A 14223-nucleotide genomic window follows, 5' to 3' on the forward strand; every position below is an offset into this window, starting at 1 on the left:
TTAAGCCGATGCATAAAGAGTGCCAGCGGAGGCTCATGCAATTTTCGTTGACAGGCTAACGTTCTTTATATAGAACGTTCTATATAAAGAACGGCACTTCTAAGGGCGCACCACCATGGATAAGCTCTCGCTCAATACGCTGGGCCATCACCTTCAAGCACTTCGCCTGGAGCGGGGCTGGTCATTGTCGCAACTGGCCAGTGAGGCGGGCATCGCCAAATCCAACCTGTGCCGCCTTGAACAGGGCAACGGCAACCCAACGCTGGACACCATCTGGCGGCTGGCGGTGCAGCTTAATGTGCCTTTCGGAACCTTGGTGGCCCCCATCACCGTGCCCTTGGGTGAAGATGGCATCCAAGTGCGCTTGATCGATCAAGGGAAAGACACCCCCCAGGTGGACGCCTATTGGATGCGCTGTGCGCCCCATACGGTTCGCCATGCCGAGGCCCATTCACTGGGCACTCGCGAGTCATTAACGCTGATTAGCGGCTGGCTGGAAGCGGGACCAGAAGGCGCCACTACGCAGTTGGCACCTGGCGACACTCTCACCTTTCCCGCCGATCAGCCGCATCTTTATCGCACCCAAACCGCAGAAGCTACCTTGATGATGACCATCACCTACGCCGCAAAAGGCGAAACGCCATGAGCCAACTTGCCAGCCACTCTCCTGCTCGTTACGCCTTAAAAGGTGTGCGTGAAGCAATTCCACTGCTGGGCGGCTATATTCCGGTCTCGCTGTCGTTTGGGTTGGTGGCCACCCAGGCAGGCTTTAGCATGTGGGAAGCGGCGGCGATTTCAGCGCTAATTTACGCCGGTGCTTCGCAGTTTCTGTTCGTCGGCATGGTCGCGGCCGGCTCGCCACTCTGGCTGGTGGTCGCGATGACGCTGCTGATTAACGTACGCCATGTGGTGTATGGTCCGAACCTGGCGGCATTGTTACCGCGCAGCCGCCACTGGCCCTGGCTGATGCACGGCCTGACCGACCAAGTATTTGCCCTCGCGTTGACGCGCCTTCCACAGCTCGCGGCGCCTGAGCGATTCGGCTGGTTTGTGGGTGCTTCACTGCTGGCGTGGGGAGTCTGGATCGTGGGCACTATGGTCGGCGCCACGGCGGGTGAAACGTTAACCGCCCGCTGGCCACTGCTCGGGGAAGTAATGCCCTTCGCCCTTCCCGCGCTTTTCCTGACCATGGTCGCGCCGCGCTTTACCGACAAACGCTGGGCACTGGCGCTGAGCTGCACCATTTTTGCCGCGTTGATGCTTACCCTCTATAGCTGGAGCAACGTGGCCATTCCGCTGGCGGCCGCCTGCGGCGCTATCTGTTTCTACATGGTCAAGTTTCAATCAGGGAGAAACCAGCCATGAGCAGCGCACTCTGGCTAGCCGTGGTGGCCTCAGCATTGGGCACGCTATTGTTGCGGGTCGTACCGTTTTTATGGATGCAGCGCCGGCTAAACAGCGCGAGCGGGATTAATAACATGCCCCAGTGGCTGGGCATTCTCGGCCCGCTGATGATTGCCGCCGTGCTGGGCGTTTCGCTTATGCCGGTCAACCCAAGCGCGACGTCCTGGGTCGCAACGGTCATTGGGCTTTCCGTCACGCTGCTGGTGTGGTGGAAATTACGCTCGTTGGGCTGGCCGGTAGCCGCTGGGGTCGCGGTGTTTGGCTTGGTGCAGATAGCCGCCTACATTTGATAATGCTTTGCATTAGCTTTTACCTCATGCCATCATTCTGCTTTTAGACTTCTACCAGCCAGTGGCATGTATGCAAACCGCACACTTTCATCGCTGTCAGGATTGGATACGTGTGTTGCTAATAGCCACCGCGGCGCTCTTTCCAATTTTCGCCCCCGCCACCCCGCTACACGCCTCAACTGAATCGCCACGCATCGTTACGCTTTACCAGGGAGCGACTGACAGTGCTATTGCCCTGGGGCTGACGCCGATCGGCGTAGTCGATTCCTGGCTTGAAAAGCCTATGTATCGCTACCTGCGCGATCCACTGGCTAGCGTTGAGCACGTGGGGCTTGAAACGCAGCCCAACTTGGAAAAAATTGCTTGGCTCAATCCCGACCTGGTCATCGCCAGCGATTTCCGCCACGCGAGCATCGCGCCGCTACTCAACGCAATTGCGCCCACGGTGTCAGCGCCGACGGTGTTTAATTTCAAAACCACGCTCACGATGGTAGCCGATGCCACTGGCCGCCAAGCAGAGGCCAGTGAGCTCCTGCAACGTTGGGAGGAACGAACTGACGATTTTAGCCAGCAGATCGCCACCAAGTTAGGCAGTGACTGGCCACAAAAAGTGGCCGTGGTGCGTTTTAAAAGTGATCACGTGCGTATTTATACCCGTGGTTTTGCGGGCTCGATATTAACCGAGCTGGGCTTTGCGCAGCCAGAGAATCTGCCCACTCAAAGCTGGGGCATGAAGCTCACCAGCACTGAAAACATTCCTGTATTAGAGGCCGATGTCCTGTTTATCCTGCTGGAGCCTGATGACCCCGCTATTGCGGATAATTATCAGCACTGGCAGGCACACCCGCTTTGGCAGCAGCTCTCGGCCGTGCAACACGGGCGTGTATTCGAGGTCGACCCGGTCAGTTGGATGATGGGCGGCGGCATCTTGGCGGCCAATGCCATGCTGGACGACCTTTACACGCACTACGGTTTTGTCACGCGCGCCGCATCGCCGTTGCATGAATGCCGAGAGGCTTCCGTTACCGAGGAGCAAACCGGATGCTGACACGCCATTCTATCAAAAGCACGCCTGCCAAAAGCGTCGGTTTGTTGCTGGCTGGCTTAGTAGCCGTTGGCGCTTTTATCGCCAGTGTGATGCTGGGCAGTACTGACATTGCCTGGCCTTCCTTATGGGCGGCGCTTAACCATTACGACCCCAGCCAGGTACCCCATATCATCCTGTTCACCGAGCGCCTTCCCCGTGCGGTGATTGCCGCGCTGGTCGGCGCCAGCTTGGCCATGGCGGGGGTATTGATGCAAACCATGACACGCAATCCGCTGGCATCCCCAGGCATTTTAGGCCTCAACGCCGGGGCGATGTTTTTTGTCGTCGTCGCCGTGTCGCTGCTGCCCCTGCATACCCCTGCCCACTACGTGTGGGCAGCCCTGCTGGGGGCTTTCGTGGCTGCCGTTTTGGTGGTGCTACTCAGCCGTGGTCGGCACGGTGAGCTCTCCCCGCTGCGCGTCGTTCTTGCCGGGGTGGCGGTAACGGCAATGTTTGTATCGTTTAGCCAAGGGTTATTGGTGATCGATCAACAGAACTTCGAAAGCGTACTCTACTGGCTGGCAGGCTCGGTATCCGGGCGCGAACTTTCTCTGGTCATGCCCTTATTGCCCCTCTTTGGCGGCGCACTGATACTCAGTGCACTGCTTGTACGCCACGCCAATGCGCTGCTGCTTGGCGATGAGATGGTGACCGGGCTGGGTATGCAGGCCACCACCATCAAACTGCTACTCGGATTAGTGGTGATTGTATTGGCGGGCGGCGCGGTGGCACTGGCAGGCATGATTGGGTTCGTGGGACTGATTGTGCCGCATATGGCACGGGGGATATTCGGCATCGACCACCGCTGGCTGCTGCCCGCCAGCGCTCTGCTGGGTGCCTGCTTACTACTCCTGGCCGATGTGGCCTCGCGCCTGTTAATGCCCCCTCAGGAGATACCGGTCGGGGTCATGACAGCGCTGATCGGCACGCCCTTTTTTATCTATCTAGCGCGACGCAAGATGGCTAGCCAATGACGCAATCATCAACGCTTACCTATGAAAGCGGGGCTAACAATGAAAGTAACCGCTTACTGCACAGCCTTTGGCTATTGAGCCTGTTGTTAGCAGCAAGCGCGGGGCTCTCGCTCTGCTTGGGTAGTTTTCCCACCCAGCCGCTTCAGGTGTTGGGTGCACTGACAGCGCCCACCCATAGTGATCTCGCTTTTATCATCTGGCAGCTACGCCTGCCCCGTATTGTGCTGGCGATACTGGTCGGGGCTGCCCTGGCGATGGCGGGCGCTATTTTGCAAAGCATTGTGCGCAATCCGCTGGCATCGCCGGATGTAGTCGGCATTACCAGCGGTGCCGCGCTGGCCGCGGTGCTGTATCTGACGCTCTTGAGTACATCTTTAAGCACGTTATTGAGCATTCACTGGCTGCCCGCGGCGGCCATGCTGGGCGCACTGGCGTCCGCCTTGCTGGTCGCCAGCCTTGCGTGGAAAAACGGCATCAGCCCATCGCGCGTGGTACTGGTCGGTATTGGCCTTGCCGCGGCCATGGGCGCAGGCACTACGTTGCTGATCGTGATCAGCGAGGACTCGGCGGCCATGACCGCCTACGTATGGCTCACCGGCAGCCTGTATGCTGCACAGTGGGGGGATGTGATGGGCTTGATGCCTTGGCTGTTGGCGGCGACCCCCGTTGTGCTTGCCTTTTCCCGACATGCCGATGCCATGGCATTGGGCGATCAAGTGGCGGAAGGGCTTGGGGTGCCTATTTTGCGTAGCCGAATGATACTACTGGGCTGTAGCGTAGCGTTGGCAGGCGCCGCCGTCGCCTTTGCCGGTGGCTTGAGTTTTGTGGGGTTAATCGCGCCCCATCTGGCGTCCAAGCTGGTGGGGCGAAACCTGGCGCGTTTAGTGCCCGTTTCTGCGCTGGTAGGGGCATTGATCGTCGTTAATGCAGACCTGCTCGGGCGTGTGGCCTTTTTACCCAAAGACCTACCAGCGGGTATTTTCGTTGCCGGGATTGGCGCGCCCTTCTTCGTTTACCTGCTACATCGATCGCGCGGCCGCGTTTAATATCTACTCAGAAAAAAACGGCGCCCCGCGGGCGCCGAATACAGCTTACGAGCATTGTTACGACTGCTTAAAAATCCAACTGGTAGCCGAGCGTAAAGGTGCGGCCCCGCCCAGTGAAGTAGTACTCGTCGCTGATGCGCGCGGCCTGAGAATAATAGGTAATATAATCTTCATCGGTGAGGTTTTCGATGCCCACGGATACCCTACCGGCAGGCAGGCGGTAGGCAAGCGAAGCATCCACCAAGCCGTAACCGTCAAAATCAAGCTCAGAATCATCGACGCTACGATCAAAATAATAGCTGCCCTGTAGGCGGGTTGAAACACGCTCATTCCAAGCCGCACTCCAGCCCAGCTTGAGCGTGTCGGGCGCGATATTAATGCCGGTCAGTTTGGTATCCACACTACCATCGCCATCTTGATCCGACTTACCCTCGGTATGGGCGTACGAGAGCGACAGGTCATGCTTGTCGGCGACCTGCATGTCCCCGGTAATCTCGACACCCTGGATCTCGGTTTTCTCCCGGCTACCGACCCAGGAGCCATTCTGCTCGGTAAGCCGCTGGCCGTAATCGGCGTTGGATTCGTAATAGCTGATCTCTAACCCATAATCATCCCAATCAAAACGCGCGCCGATTTCCCGGTTATCAGTCACGATGGGTTGAAGCTGCAGCAAGGTATCCACATCCTGGCCCGGCGTACCGATCCCACGCAGTACCCTGCCCACGTCAGGCATGCCGAAACCTTCCGAGTAGCTGGCATACAGCTGAGCCCAGTCAGTCGCTTGGTAGGTAACGCCTGCGTTATAGAGCGTTTCATTGAAGCTGGGGTTGCCACCATCGACGGTGACGTTGTCTTGAGTGATATTGCTGCGGTCGATGGTTTGAAAAGTATCCACCTCTAGCTCGGCGTGTTCATGACGCACACCGGCGTGAAGCGTCAGCGGTTCGGCTAGCTTGAATTGCCCCTGCAGAAAGGGCGCCAAGTTCCGATAGCGGCTTTCCGGCACATAGGTTCGCCCGGTCTGAACCAGCATCTGGCTCGTCTCATCATCCAGTACGTCCAGGCCCACCGTGACCCCTAACCGATCATCCAGCATGCCATCGCGGTTCAAGGTGAATTTGGCACCGCGTTTGTCAGATTCATTGCGTGTCTGATCGTATTGGGTATTTCCCGCGCTATCCACATAGGGGAAAAACGGCGTGGTAGCAAAGCGTGCGCGAAAGCGCTGCTGATACACCTGGGCATCCAACGTATTGCCGTACCAATCGGCGTGGGAGTAGGCAAGCCGCGCCGAGGTCACTTCGTTAAAGCCAGGCTCACCATCACGGTTGCCACGGCGCGCGGTGGTGGGCACACCTGCAGCGCGATCCCCTGGCACCGGCACGTAATCATTACCCTCTTCCAACTCGAAGTGATTAAGCGAGGCTTCGATTTGCTGATTGTCGTCGATCCAGTAGCCAAGTTTACCGAACAGGTCATAGCTCTCTGAGTTTTGCAGCTCACCGGGGTAAGCAATACCGACGATTTCATCATTACCATCGTAAAAAACCCCGCGCTCCTGGCGGGTAGCCGCAGCCACGAAATCCCAGTCGCCCTGCTGGCCACTAATGCGGTAATCCAGCTTGTTGCCCAACCCACCCGATTGGAAATCATCGTCCGTGGTCAGGCTGATGCCAGCGTGCTGACTGATACCACCACCTTCAGCACGCCGTGTGACGAAGTTAATCAGGCCCCCGGTGGCGCCCAAACCGTGCTCCGCACTGGCACCATGAATGACTTCGATACGCTCGACCATGGAAAGGTCAATGGTATAGCTATCCCGTGAGCTATCGCGCAATGGGTTGGATTGAGGAACACCGTCGATAAGAAACAGAGCATCGCGACCCCGCAGCGTTTCACCGGCGTTAGAGAGTTTCTGGCGGCTGGGTGAATAAGAAGGAATCAAATTGCTCAGCACTTGGCCGGGATCATCGCTAATAGCCAGCTGCTGCTCGATCTCTTCACGTGTGATGACGGTCACCCGTTGCGGTGTTTGGCCCTCTTCACTGCGGCTACGGGTGGCGGTGACCACCATGGTGGCATTTGCGTCGCTGGTAGCATTTTGCGCCTCGTTGATACCCGACGCTTGCCCCTGGGCTTGGCTAGCCGCTACTAGGCCAGCGAGCGTCAACGTGGGCCAAAACACCTGACGTTTCTTCACATGCATGTTCTTTTTATCCCCCTGCTTGTGAGTGAATGATCCTTTTAAATAATAATGCGCATCTAAATGATAACTATTATATTATGAGGATAAAAACCGTTAGCGTCTACCCACCGCGAACAGCCCGTTCGATAAAGTGGATGCGCTTGGCTGCCTGAAGACAGTGAGGGATGCCTAATGAGCGACTACCGATAATTGAAAATGAGAATATGTTTACTTATGGTGCTAGCTCTTTCGACCACTCAAGCGGGTTAATGATGAAACACCCTTCCCCTCGACCACCTCGCTTGCAGGGAGCATCACTTTGTGCGGGCTATGACGCTCGCCGAGTGCTGGATGGCGTGGATATCACCATCGCCGAAGGCAAGCTCACCGTGCTGTTGGGCCCCAACGGCAGTGGTAAGTCGACGTTGCTAAAAACCCTTGCCCGCACCCTCACGCCAAGCGCCGGACACGTTTATCTGGATGGCCAGGATATTCACCGCAGCAACACGCGGGAGGTCGCCAAACGCCTGGGGTTACTTCCCCAAGGGCCTGTGGCGCCGGAGGGGCTGAGCGTAAAGCAGTTAGTAGGCATGGGCCGCTTTCCGCACCAGGGCTTGTGGCAGAAAAACGCCCACCAGGATGCCGAGGCTATTCGCGAAGCCATGGCGTTTACCAATGTGACGGAGTTCGCCGACCGTAACGTCGATGCCCTTTCCGGCGGGCAGCGCCAGCGCTGCTGGATCGCCATGGTACTGGCACAACAAACCGACTTGATCCTGCTCGACGAACCCACGACCTTTTTGGATCTAAAGGTGCAGGTTGATTTGCTAGCACTACTCTCACGCCTAGCCCACGAGCACGGTCGCACCCTTCTCTTAGTGCTCCACGATTTGAACCTGGCCGCCGCTTACGCCGATCAATTGGTAATGATGCGCGACGGCCATATCGTCACCAGCGGCTCGCCTAGCGACGTATTTACCGCTGAGAACCTTCAGCGCGTTTTTGATCTGGAGGCCCATGTCATCCACGACCCTGAAAGCGGAAGCCCTATTTGTGTGCCGCGTAAACGGCACCAGGTTGCCAGCGAGCCGGGAGTGGTTGTTTAGCAGCGCTGTGCGCTATAAACCATTGTTTGTTATTTTACTGAACGCACAAAAAAAGCCCGGCAGTTGCCGGGCTTCGTAAAGCAGAAATGCCTTACCACTTATATTTCAAACTGCCAATCACACTGCGGGATTCGCCGTAATAACACCAGAAATCAGATTCACAACTGGCTACATACTCCTCATCAGTGATGTTGTTAACATTAAGTTGTGCAGTCCAGCTATCGTTAAAGTCATAGCTAGCCATGGCATCACCCACGGTATAACTGGGCACATCGATAGTATCCCCACCTGAGCTTTCACCAGCATGCCGAATACCAGCGCCGACTTTCAAACCATCCACGGCAGTGCCTTCAAAGTCATAATCTAACCATGTAGACGCCATGTGACGTGGAATCAAAGTCGCACGGTTGTCATCTGCGTCGCGTGCATCTGTGTAGGTATAGGCAGCCGTCAACTTGAGCGCTTCGGTAAGATACCCAACCCCTTCAAGTTCAAATCCAGTAGAGGTTCGTTCACCTTCCTGGGTTTGGTATCCCGCTGGGGTAGTAGCAAAGGAATTCGACTCTTCTATATCGAATAACGCTGCAGTCACGTAACCGTCCCAGTTAAATGGTGCGTATTTGAGACCTAACTCCCACTGCTCCCCTTTGATCTCCTCAAAGACAGCACCCCTGAAGTCAGTTTGCGCTTCCGGTTGGAATGACTCGCTGTAACTGAGATATGGGTTAAGCCCATTGTCGCCAAGATACATAACGCCGCCAGATAAAGAAGTGGCAGTCTGGGTTTCATCTACAGTAGTGGTCTCACGCTCGGACTCGTTTCTGACATCAGCACTATCGTAGCGAACGCCACCCAATAAAACCCAGCGATCATCAATACGTAGTTGATTTTGAACGTACAGACCCAGCTGATCCTTGTCGATCTGACGCCGTGTCAACTGATCGTTGGGAACTGGCGTAATATCGCCCTGCGGATTAAAAATATCGACAACATCATAGCCAAAGCTATCGAACTCTTTGCCATCAAGACTTAGGTCTTGGTAGTCTAATCCAAAGAGTAAGGTATTTTCAGTACGGTCGGTGTACCACTTACCCACCATACGATTATCGATTGTAAAACTGTCGATCTTCCCTTCACGCTGCAAGTGACCTCGAGAAGCAGTCTGCCCATCACCGGTCTCTCCTAGCACATAGGTGCTGCGAAGGTCCAAATCGAGATGGCTGTAGCGAGTATTCTGCTCGAATTGCCAAGTGTCATCGAGCTGATGCTTAAATTCGTAACCAAAGGCGGTCTGAGTACGCTCATCCTTATCGTAGTTGGGTGCACCATAGTTAGTTTGCGGGTCTACCTTGCCAAAAGGCGTATCGTCTACTGTACCGTAGGGAAGTTTAAAGGGGTTGACCGGAACGCCATCATCTTTCTGGAAACTGGACAACACCGTAAGGTGTGTATCATCGGAGATATCCCACTCGAGGCTCGGTGCAAAGTAGTAACGTTCGTTATCGGTGTCGCTTAAATCACCGTCCCGTTCTTTGTATAACCCCACGAAACGATAGCGTACATCACCACTCTCGGTAGCCGGCCCCGATGTATCAAAGCCCAACTGGCGATGATCGCGATTGCCGGACTGAATCTCGACCTCACCCCTTTGTTCATCGGTAGGTCGCTTGCTTACCGCATTGATCATCCCACCAGAGGGGGCTTCACCATAAATAATCGAAGTGGGCCCCTTGAAAACATCCACCCGGTCAAGACCGTAAGGTTCGGGCAGCCATTTATAGTACCCAGGCTGATAAGTACGCAAGCCATCCATATACGTGGCTTCGTCAAATCCTCGAATCTGGAACCAATTCGTATTGTTGTCTGCCCCATAGTGGCCTGAAAGCACGCCCGCCCGATAACGGAACGTTTCATCTAACTGCTGAACGTTACGGGTTTCCAATTCCTCACGATCAACGCTTGAAACCGGGCGCGGCGTTTCTACCAGCGGAGTCGCCACTTTCAGCGCGGTGGCCGTAACGACAGTAGTGCCGGTATCCACCACCTCTTCCTGAGCCAACACGGCGAGCGGTGCAATACTCAACACGCCGCCTAGCGATAGGGAGAGGGAACGTCGTATAGCAATAGCCAGCGGACGCCGCGCGAAGGGTTTAGTGTTCCGGAGCATGAAGAGGGCCTCAAAGGTGATAAAAAGCGTATCGCTATTATAGTAAAGCGAATGATACGGATTTTTATTCACAGCCACAATAAGCACAATGAGTCAATATTGGCTTGTGGAACGGGATGTTTCACGACAGATGGGCTAAGACAGAAACGCTAAGAAACGCAATCAAAAAACGCCAAGTATGCTTCTAAGAGAGGCATAGCGGATGATGTGACTGGTAAATGGTGGACCCAGTAGGACTTGAGCCTTAACCAAAGGATATCAGTTCACGGCGCCCCCGGCGGGGCAGACATCTCCGCCGTTCCCATCATCTGTGCCGGCTGACCTATATGGGACTGGACGGACAGCAGCTATCGGTAGATCCCCTCAGCAATCCCCTGCCTCGGAGCCAAGGCTTTCCCATGTCAAGCCGACAGCGCCTGGCTCTCAGTCGTCCAGCGTTCTCAGGCGCATCACCTTTCCGTCCGACTCGTCGGTCGCCACATAGATCCATCCTTCCGGGCCTTGCTCGACATCGCGAATTCGTACGCCTAGCGGGATGCGCTCATCATTGGTCACCTCCTCGCCATCCAGGGTGATGCGCACCAAACCCTGCTCCGTCAGCCCACCGATCAGCATGTCGCCCTGCCAATCGGCAAACTTTTCGCCAGTATAGAAGATCATGCCGGACGGCGAGATCACGGGGGTCCACTGCATGACTGCATTTGCATACTCGCCGTTTTCGGAAGGATCGGGAATCTCCTCACCGCTGTAGTGCTTTCCCCAGCTTACCTCGGGCCAGCCATAGTTCTTACCGGCCTGGGGACGGTTGAGCTCGTCACCGCCCAGCGGACCCATTTCGGCGACCCACAGCTCGCCCGTATCGGGGTGGATAGCGGCACTTTCAATGTTGCGATGGCCGTAGGACCAGATCTCATCGCGGGCGTCGTCCTGATCAACGAAGGGGTTGTCCGCGGCTGCCGAACCGTCATGGTTGAGGCGAACGATGGTGCCCAAGTGGTTGGACAGATCCTGGGCTGGATCGAACAGGAAGCGCTCGCCCAAGGTGAAGAAAAGCGTTTCATCGCCGGTGAAGACGATGCGCCCTCCGAAATGGTTCTCTTCGTCAACCTTGGGCTCCTGACGGAAGATCACCTCGAAGTCTTCAAGCTTGCCTTCTTCGAGGCGGCCGCGGCCGAGCGCGGTGGAAGCACCGTCCTCGCCGGGCTCGGCGAAGGAGAGATAGACCCAGCGGTTCGAGGCGAAGTCCGGATGCAGCGCGACATCAAGCAGGCCGCCCTGGCCGCGGTTGAAGACATCTGGTACCCCCTCGATCGGATCGGATAGCTTCTCGTCCTTCGAAAGGATGCGCAGACGCCCCTCGCGCTCGGTAATCAGCATTCGTCCGTCGGGCAGAAAAGCCATGCCCCAAGGGTGCACAAGACCCTCTACGACGGTTTCGATGGCAATGGCGCCAGCCTCGGTCTGCACGGATTTCTCCGGCTGCGCCAAGGCAAGCGGAGACGCCAGCATGGTGGTAGCGGCAAGACCCATGGCCGCGTGGGTGTAGTGTTTCATGGTAAGCAATCTCCGTGATGGTGATTTTTGCAAGTGACTCCTGGCTCTGCCTTACGCAGAGGGAGGATTGGCTTCCGGTGCGGGCAACGACCGTACCGGTGTGTACTCTCGCTGCCATTGCTGCAAGTCGCTGACGGTAAACACCAAGAACAGTAGCGCCAACAGCATATCGAACTTGGAGAGCCTGCAGATGCCCTTGTCCACCCCGGCGAACGAGGCAATAGCGGAAAAGACCACGATGGCGACGGCCGAACCGTAGAAAACCATCGAATTGGGGGGTCCTGCTGAGGTTGGGACGGAGACTCATCGGGGGCATACACCATGCTACTCTCCTTGTAGAGAATGAAGATGCCTTACGATTTAATGCCGCTACACAAACACCTTCTTAACTTATCAATATTCCATCTCGGCGGTCCGTGCTGGGCTACGCTTATAACTCATATCTCATGAGGATAGGTGGGGAAATCGGGGCTGTCCAAGGAATGAAAGATAGATGAGCCTACCCCAAGCATCATCATTGGCCTGAAGCTGCTGACACAGCGCGCGGGATGCAAAAAGCGCTTAAGGCGAAGAGAATAAATGCGTTATGGCAATGTTGCTGCTTGTCAGCAAGCAAATCTCAATTACAAACTGAAGAAAAATGAAGCTTGGAGGGGAGGAAACTGCCAGATTTAAAGGGTGGGCCCAGTAGGACTTGAACCTACAACCAAGGGATTATGCGTGCAACCAAACAAAATTTTGAATCGCGCCTGTAATGCATAAACCAAGAATTATCAAAGTGCTACCGTTTATCGCGACGCTTGCGACGCGACCATAGAAAACCAGCCTTCCTTCATCATCCGTCTCGCTGAGAAACACATCCAACCGCTCAAGCACGCGCTGGCGAATTAACCGGTGGTGCTCATCTCGAGTGACCGGACGTAGCACCACCAATCCTCGGATCGACTATCCCCAACCCTTACAGGCCGTACCTTGTTGACGGCTACTTTCTTACCTATGCTTCAGGCACTTTGCGTAAGAAGCATATCTGTGGCTCGCTAGTCTTACCCATGCATCTACGCTCCATTCATCGTGACCTGAGGAAAGCGTGATGAAAGCTATCGTTTATCATGGCATTGGTGACATTCGTCTTGACGATGTACCCGAACCGAAGATTCAGGATCCCACCGACGCCATTGTGCGTCTGACTGCCTCGGCTATCTGCGGAACCGACCTGCATTTTATCCGCGGCACCTTTTCAGACATGCAGGAAGGTACCATCCTCGGCCATGAGGGTGTTGGCATTGTCGAGGAGGTCGGTGAGGATGTACGCAACCTCGTGCCCGGCGACCGGGTGGTGATCCCATCGACCATCGCCTGCGGCATCTGCAGTTATTGCCGCGCTGGTTACTTCTCTCAGTGCGATGAGGCCAATCCCAACGGCAAGCAGGCCGGTACATCTTTTTATGGCGGTCCCAAACCCACCGGGCCATTTCATGGCCTACAAGCGGAAAAAGCCCGTATTCCTTTCGCCAACACCGGATTGATCAAGCTGCCCGACGAGATCAGCGACGATCAGGCGATCGCCATGTCGGACATCTTCCCGACCGGCTATTTTGGTGCCGACGCCGCTGAGATCAAGGATGGTGATAGCGTCGCCGTGTTCGGCTGTGGCGCGGTCGGTCTGTTCGCCATCGTCAGCGCCAAGCTACTGGGAGCCGGTCGTGTATTCGCCATCGATTCCAAGCAGGATCGTCTCGATAAGGCCCGCGAGCTTGGTGCCGAAGTAATCAACTATGAACGTGAAGATCCGGTGGAGACGCTGAAGCGCCTGACCGGAGGCATTGGCACAGACCGTGCCATCGACGCGGTAGGCATCGATGCCCAGCACGCCCATCATGGCGAGGCTGCCGAGAGCGGTGATATCCAGACCCAGGAACAGGAGGCCCGTTCGAATGCTCCCGACACCAATACCTCGGGCGATCTCTGGCAGCCCGGCGATGGTCCCAGCCAGGCACTGCAGTGGGCTGTGGAGGGCTTGGCTAAGGCCGGCACACTGTCGATCATTGGCGTCTATCCACCACAGTTCCGGGCTTTCCCGATCGGTGCAGCGATGAACAAGAACCTGACTCTGCACATGGGCAACTGTCCGCATCGCAAGTATATTCCCAAGTTGATCGAGCTGACCTTGGCCAATAAGGTTGATCCTGCCAAGATCCTGACCCAGAGCCACAAGATGCCCGACGCCTTGCAGGCTTTCGAAGCTTTCGACCGTCGTGAAAATGGCTGGATCAAGGTGGAACTGTTGCCTCAAACTTAGACCTGACGACCAACTAGGTGGGCGAACCCTGAGGTTTCATGTCACGGGGAGTAGACGCCAACGGCCCGCAAGCTTCCAGTGAGGCGCCGTGGGCGTCCTTTAACGGGTGCC

Annotated in this window: 12 protein-coding genes; 8 read left to right on the forward strand and 4 right to left on the reverse strand. The window is 56.0% G+C overall.

Translation table 11 applies throughout. The annotated features are described in order from the left end of the window. Positions 1–115: 115 nt before the first annotated feature. The 6 genes from ACW44H_RS14120 (at position 116) to ACW44H_RS14145 (ending at position 4801) form a co-directional block, all read left to right on the forward strand. Positions 116–646, forward strand: coding sequence for a helix-turn-helix domain-containing protein (locus ACW44H_RS14120; RefSeq protein ID WP_457505165.1), 531 nt, complete (start codon positions 116–118; stop codon positions 644–646). Then, positions 643–1365 carry an AzlC family ABC transporter permease gene (locus tag ACW44H_RS14125; RefSeq protein WP_457505167.1) on the forward strand — a complete coding sequence of 241 codons (723 nt, stop codon included), beginning with the start codon at positions 643–645 and terminating at the stop codon, positions 1363–1365. The genes ACW44H_RS14120 and ACW44H_RS14125 overlap by 4 nt, the downstream gene beginning before the upstream one ends. Then, complete coding sequence (locus ACW44H_RS14130) at positions 1362–1694, forward strand: AzlD domain-containing protein (RefSeq protein ID WP_457505169.1); 333 nt, start codon at positions 1362–1364, stop codon at positions 1692–1694. The genes ACW44H_RS14125 and ACW44H_RS14130 overlap by 4 nt, the downstream gene beginning before the upstream one ends. Before the next feature lie 70 nt (positions 1695–1764). After that, positions 1765–2742, forward strand: coding sequence for an ABC transporter substrate-binding protein (locus ACW44H_RS14135; protein WP_457505170.1), 978 nt, complete (start codon positions 1765–1767; stop codon positions 2740–2742). Next, complete coding sequence (locus tag ACW44H_RS14140; RefSeq protein ID WP_457505171.1) at positions 2736–3755, forward strand: FecCD family ABC transporter permease; 1020 nt, start codon at positions 2736–2738, stop codon at positions 3753–3755. Before ACW44H_RS14135 ends, ACW44H_RS14140 begins: the two co-directional genes overlap by 7 nt. Further along, positions 3752–4801, forward strand: a complete 1050-nt coding sequence (locus ACW44H_RS14145; protein ID WP_457505172.1) for a FecCD family ABC transporter permease — start codon at positions 3752–3754, stop codon at positions 4799–4801. Before ACW44H_RS14140 ends, ACW44H_RS14145 begins: the two co-directional genes overlap by 4 nt. A gap of 67 nt (positions 4802–4868) precedes the next feature. Here the strand turns inward: ACW44H_RS14145 and ACW44H_RS14150 are convergent, their stop codons facing one another. After that, complete coding sequence (locus ACW44H_RS14150; protein ID WP_457505173.1) at positions 4869–7007, reverse strand: TonB-dependent receptor; 2139 nt, start codon at positions 7005–7007, stop codon at positions 4869–4871. Positions 7008–7258: 251 nt separating this feature from the next. Here ACW44H_RS14150 and ACW44H_RS14155 point away from each other — a divergent pair, with 251 nt between their 5' ends. Continuing rightward, positions 7259–8092, forward strand: a complete 834-nt coding sequence (locus ACW44H_RS14155; RefSeq protein WP_457509042.1) for an ABC transporter ATP-binding protein — start codon at positions 7259–7261, stop codon at positions 8090–8092. A gap of 91 nt (positions 8093–8183) precedes the next feature. On the opposite strand, the gene ACW44H_RS14160 is transcribed toward ACW44H_RS14155, so the two are convergent. The 3 genes from ACW44H_RS14160 to ACW44H_RS14170 all read right to left on the reverse strand — a co-directional run bounded on the left by ACW44H_RS14160 (position 8184) and on the right by ACW44H_RS14170 (position 12080). Further along, positions 8184–10259 (reverse strand): TonB-dependent siderophore receptor, encoded by a 2076-nt coding sequence (locus ACW44H_RS14160; protein ID WP_457505174.1) that lies wholly within the window; start codon positions 10257–10259, stop codon positions 8184–8186. 423 nt (positions 10260–10682) lie between these two features. Further along, positions 10683–11813 (reverse strand): PQQ-dependent sugar dehydrogenase, encoded by a 1131-nt coding sequence (locus tag ACW44H_RS14165; RefSeq protein ID WP_457505175.1) that lies wholly within the window; start codon positions 11811–11813, stop codon positions 10683–10685. 51 nt (positions 11814–11864) lie between these two features. Next, positions 11865–12080 (reverse strand): hypothetical protein, encoded by a 216-nt coding sequence (locus ACW44H_RS14170; protein ID WP_457505177.1) that lies wholly within the window; start codon positions 12078–12080, stop codon positions 11865–11867. 823 nt (positions 12081–12903) lie between these two features. Here ACW44H_RS14170 and ACW44H_RS14175 point away from each other — a divergent pair. Further along, on the forward strand, positions 12904–14112 hold the full coding sequence (locus ACW44H_RS14175) for a zinc-dependent alcohol dehydrogenase (RefSeq protein ID WP_457505178.1): 1209 nt from the start codon (positions 12904–12906) through the stop codon (positions 14110–14112). Positions 14113–14223: the final 111 nt, after the last annotated feature.

Source organism: Vreelandella sulfidaeris Esulfide1, assembly GCF_054072535.1.

Excerpts from the sequence above, each read along its gene's own strand:
- ACW44H_RS14145 (WP_457505172.1), top strand. The coding sequence starts at position 3,752 with ATGACGCAATCATCAACGCTTACCTATGAAAGCGGGGCTAACAATGAA.
- ACW44H_RS14150 (WP_457505173.1), bottom strand. The coding sequence starts at position 7,007 with ATGCATGTGAAGAAACGTCAGGTGTTTTGGCCCACGTTGACGCTCGCT.
- ACW44H_RS14155 (WP_457509042.1), top strand. The coding sequence starts at position 7,259 with ATGAAACACCCTTCCCCTCGACCACCTCGCTTGCAGGGAGCATCACTT.
- ACW44H_RS14170 (WP_457505177.1), bottom strand. The coding sequence starts at position 12,080 with ATGGTTTTCTACGGTTCGGCCGTCGCCATCGTGGTCTTTTCCGCTATT.
- ACW44H_RS14125 (WP_457505167.1), top strand. The coding sequence starts at position 643 with ATGAGCCAACTTGCCAGCCACTCTCCTGCTCGTTACGCCTTAAAAGGT.
- ACW44H_RS14120 (WP_457505165.1), top strand. The coding sequence starts at position 116 with ATGGATAAGCTCTCGCTCAATACGCTGGGCCATCACCTTCAAGCACTT.
- ACW44H_RS14135 (WP_457505170.1), top strand. The coding sequence starts at position 1,765 with ATGCAAACCGCACACTTTCATCGCTGTCAGGATTGGATACGTGTGTTG.
- ACW44H_RS14140 (WP_457505171.1), top strand. The coding sequence starts at position 2,736 with ATGCTGACACGCCATTCTATCAAAAGCACGCCTGCCAAAAGCGTCGGT.
- ACW44H_RS14165 (WP_457505175.1), bottom strand. The coding sequence starts at position 11,813 with ATGAAACACTACACCCACGCGGCCATGGGTCTTGCCGCTACCACCATG.
- ACW44H_RS14130 (WP_457505169.1), top strand. The coding sequence starts at position 1,362 with ATGAGCAGCGCACTCTGGCTAGCCGTGGTGGCCTCAGCATTGGGCACG.
- ACW44H_RS14175 (WP_457505178.1), top strand. The coding sequence starts at position 12,904 with ATGAAAGCTATCGTTTATCATGGCATTGGTGACATTCGTCTTGACGAT.
- ACW44H_RS14160 (WP_457505174.1), bottom strand. The coding sequence starts at position 10,259 with ATGCTCCGGAACACTAAACCCTTCGCGCGGCGTCCGCTGGCTATTGCT.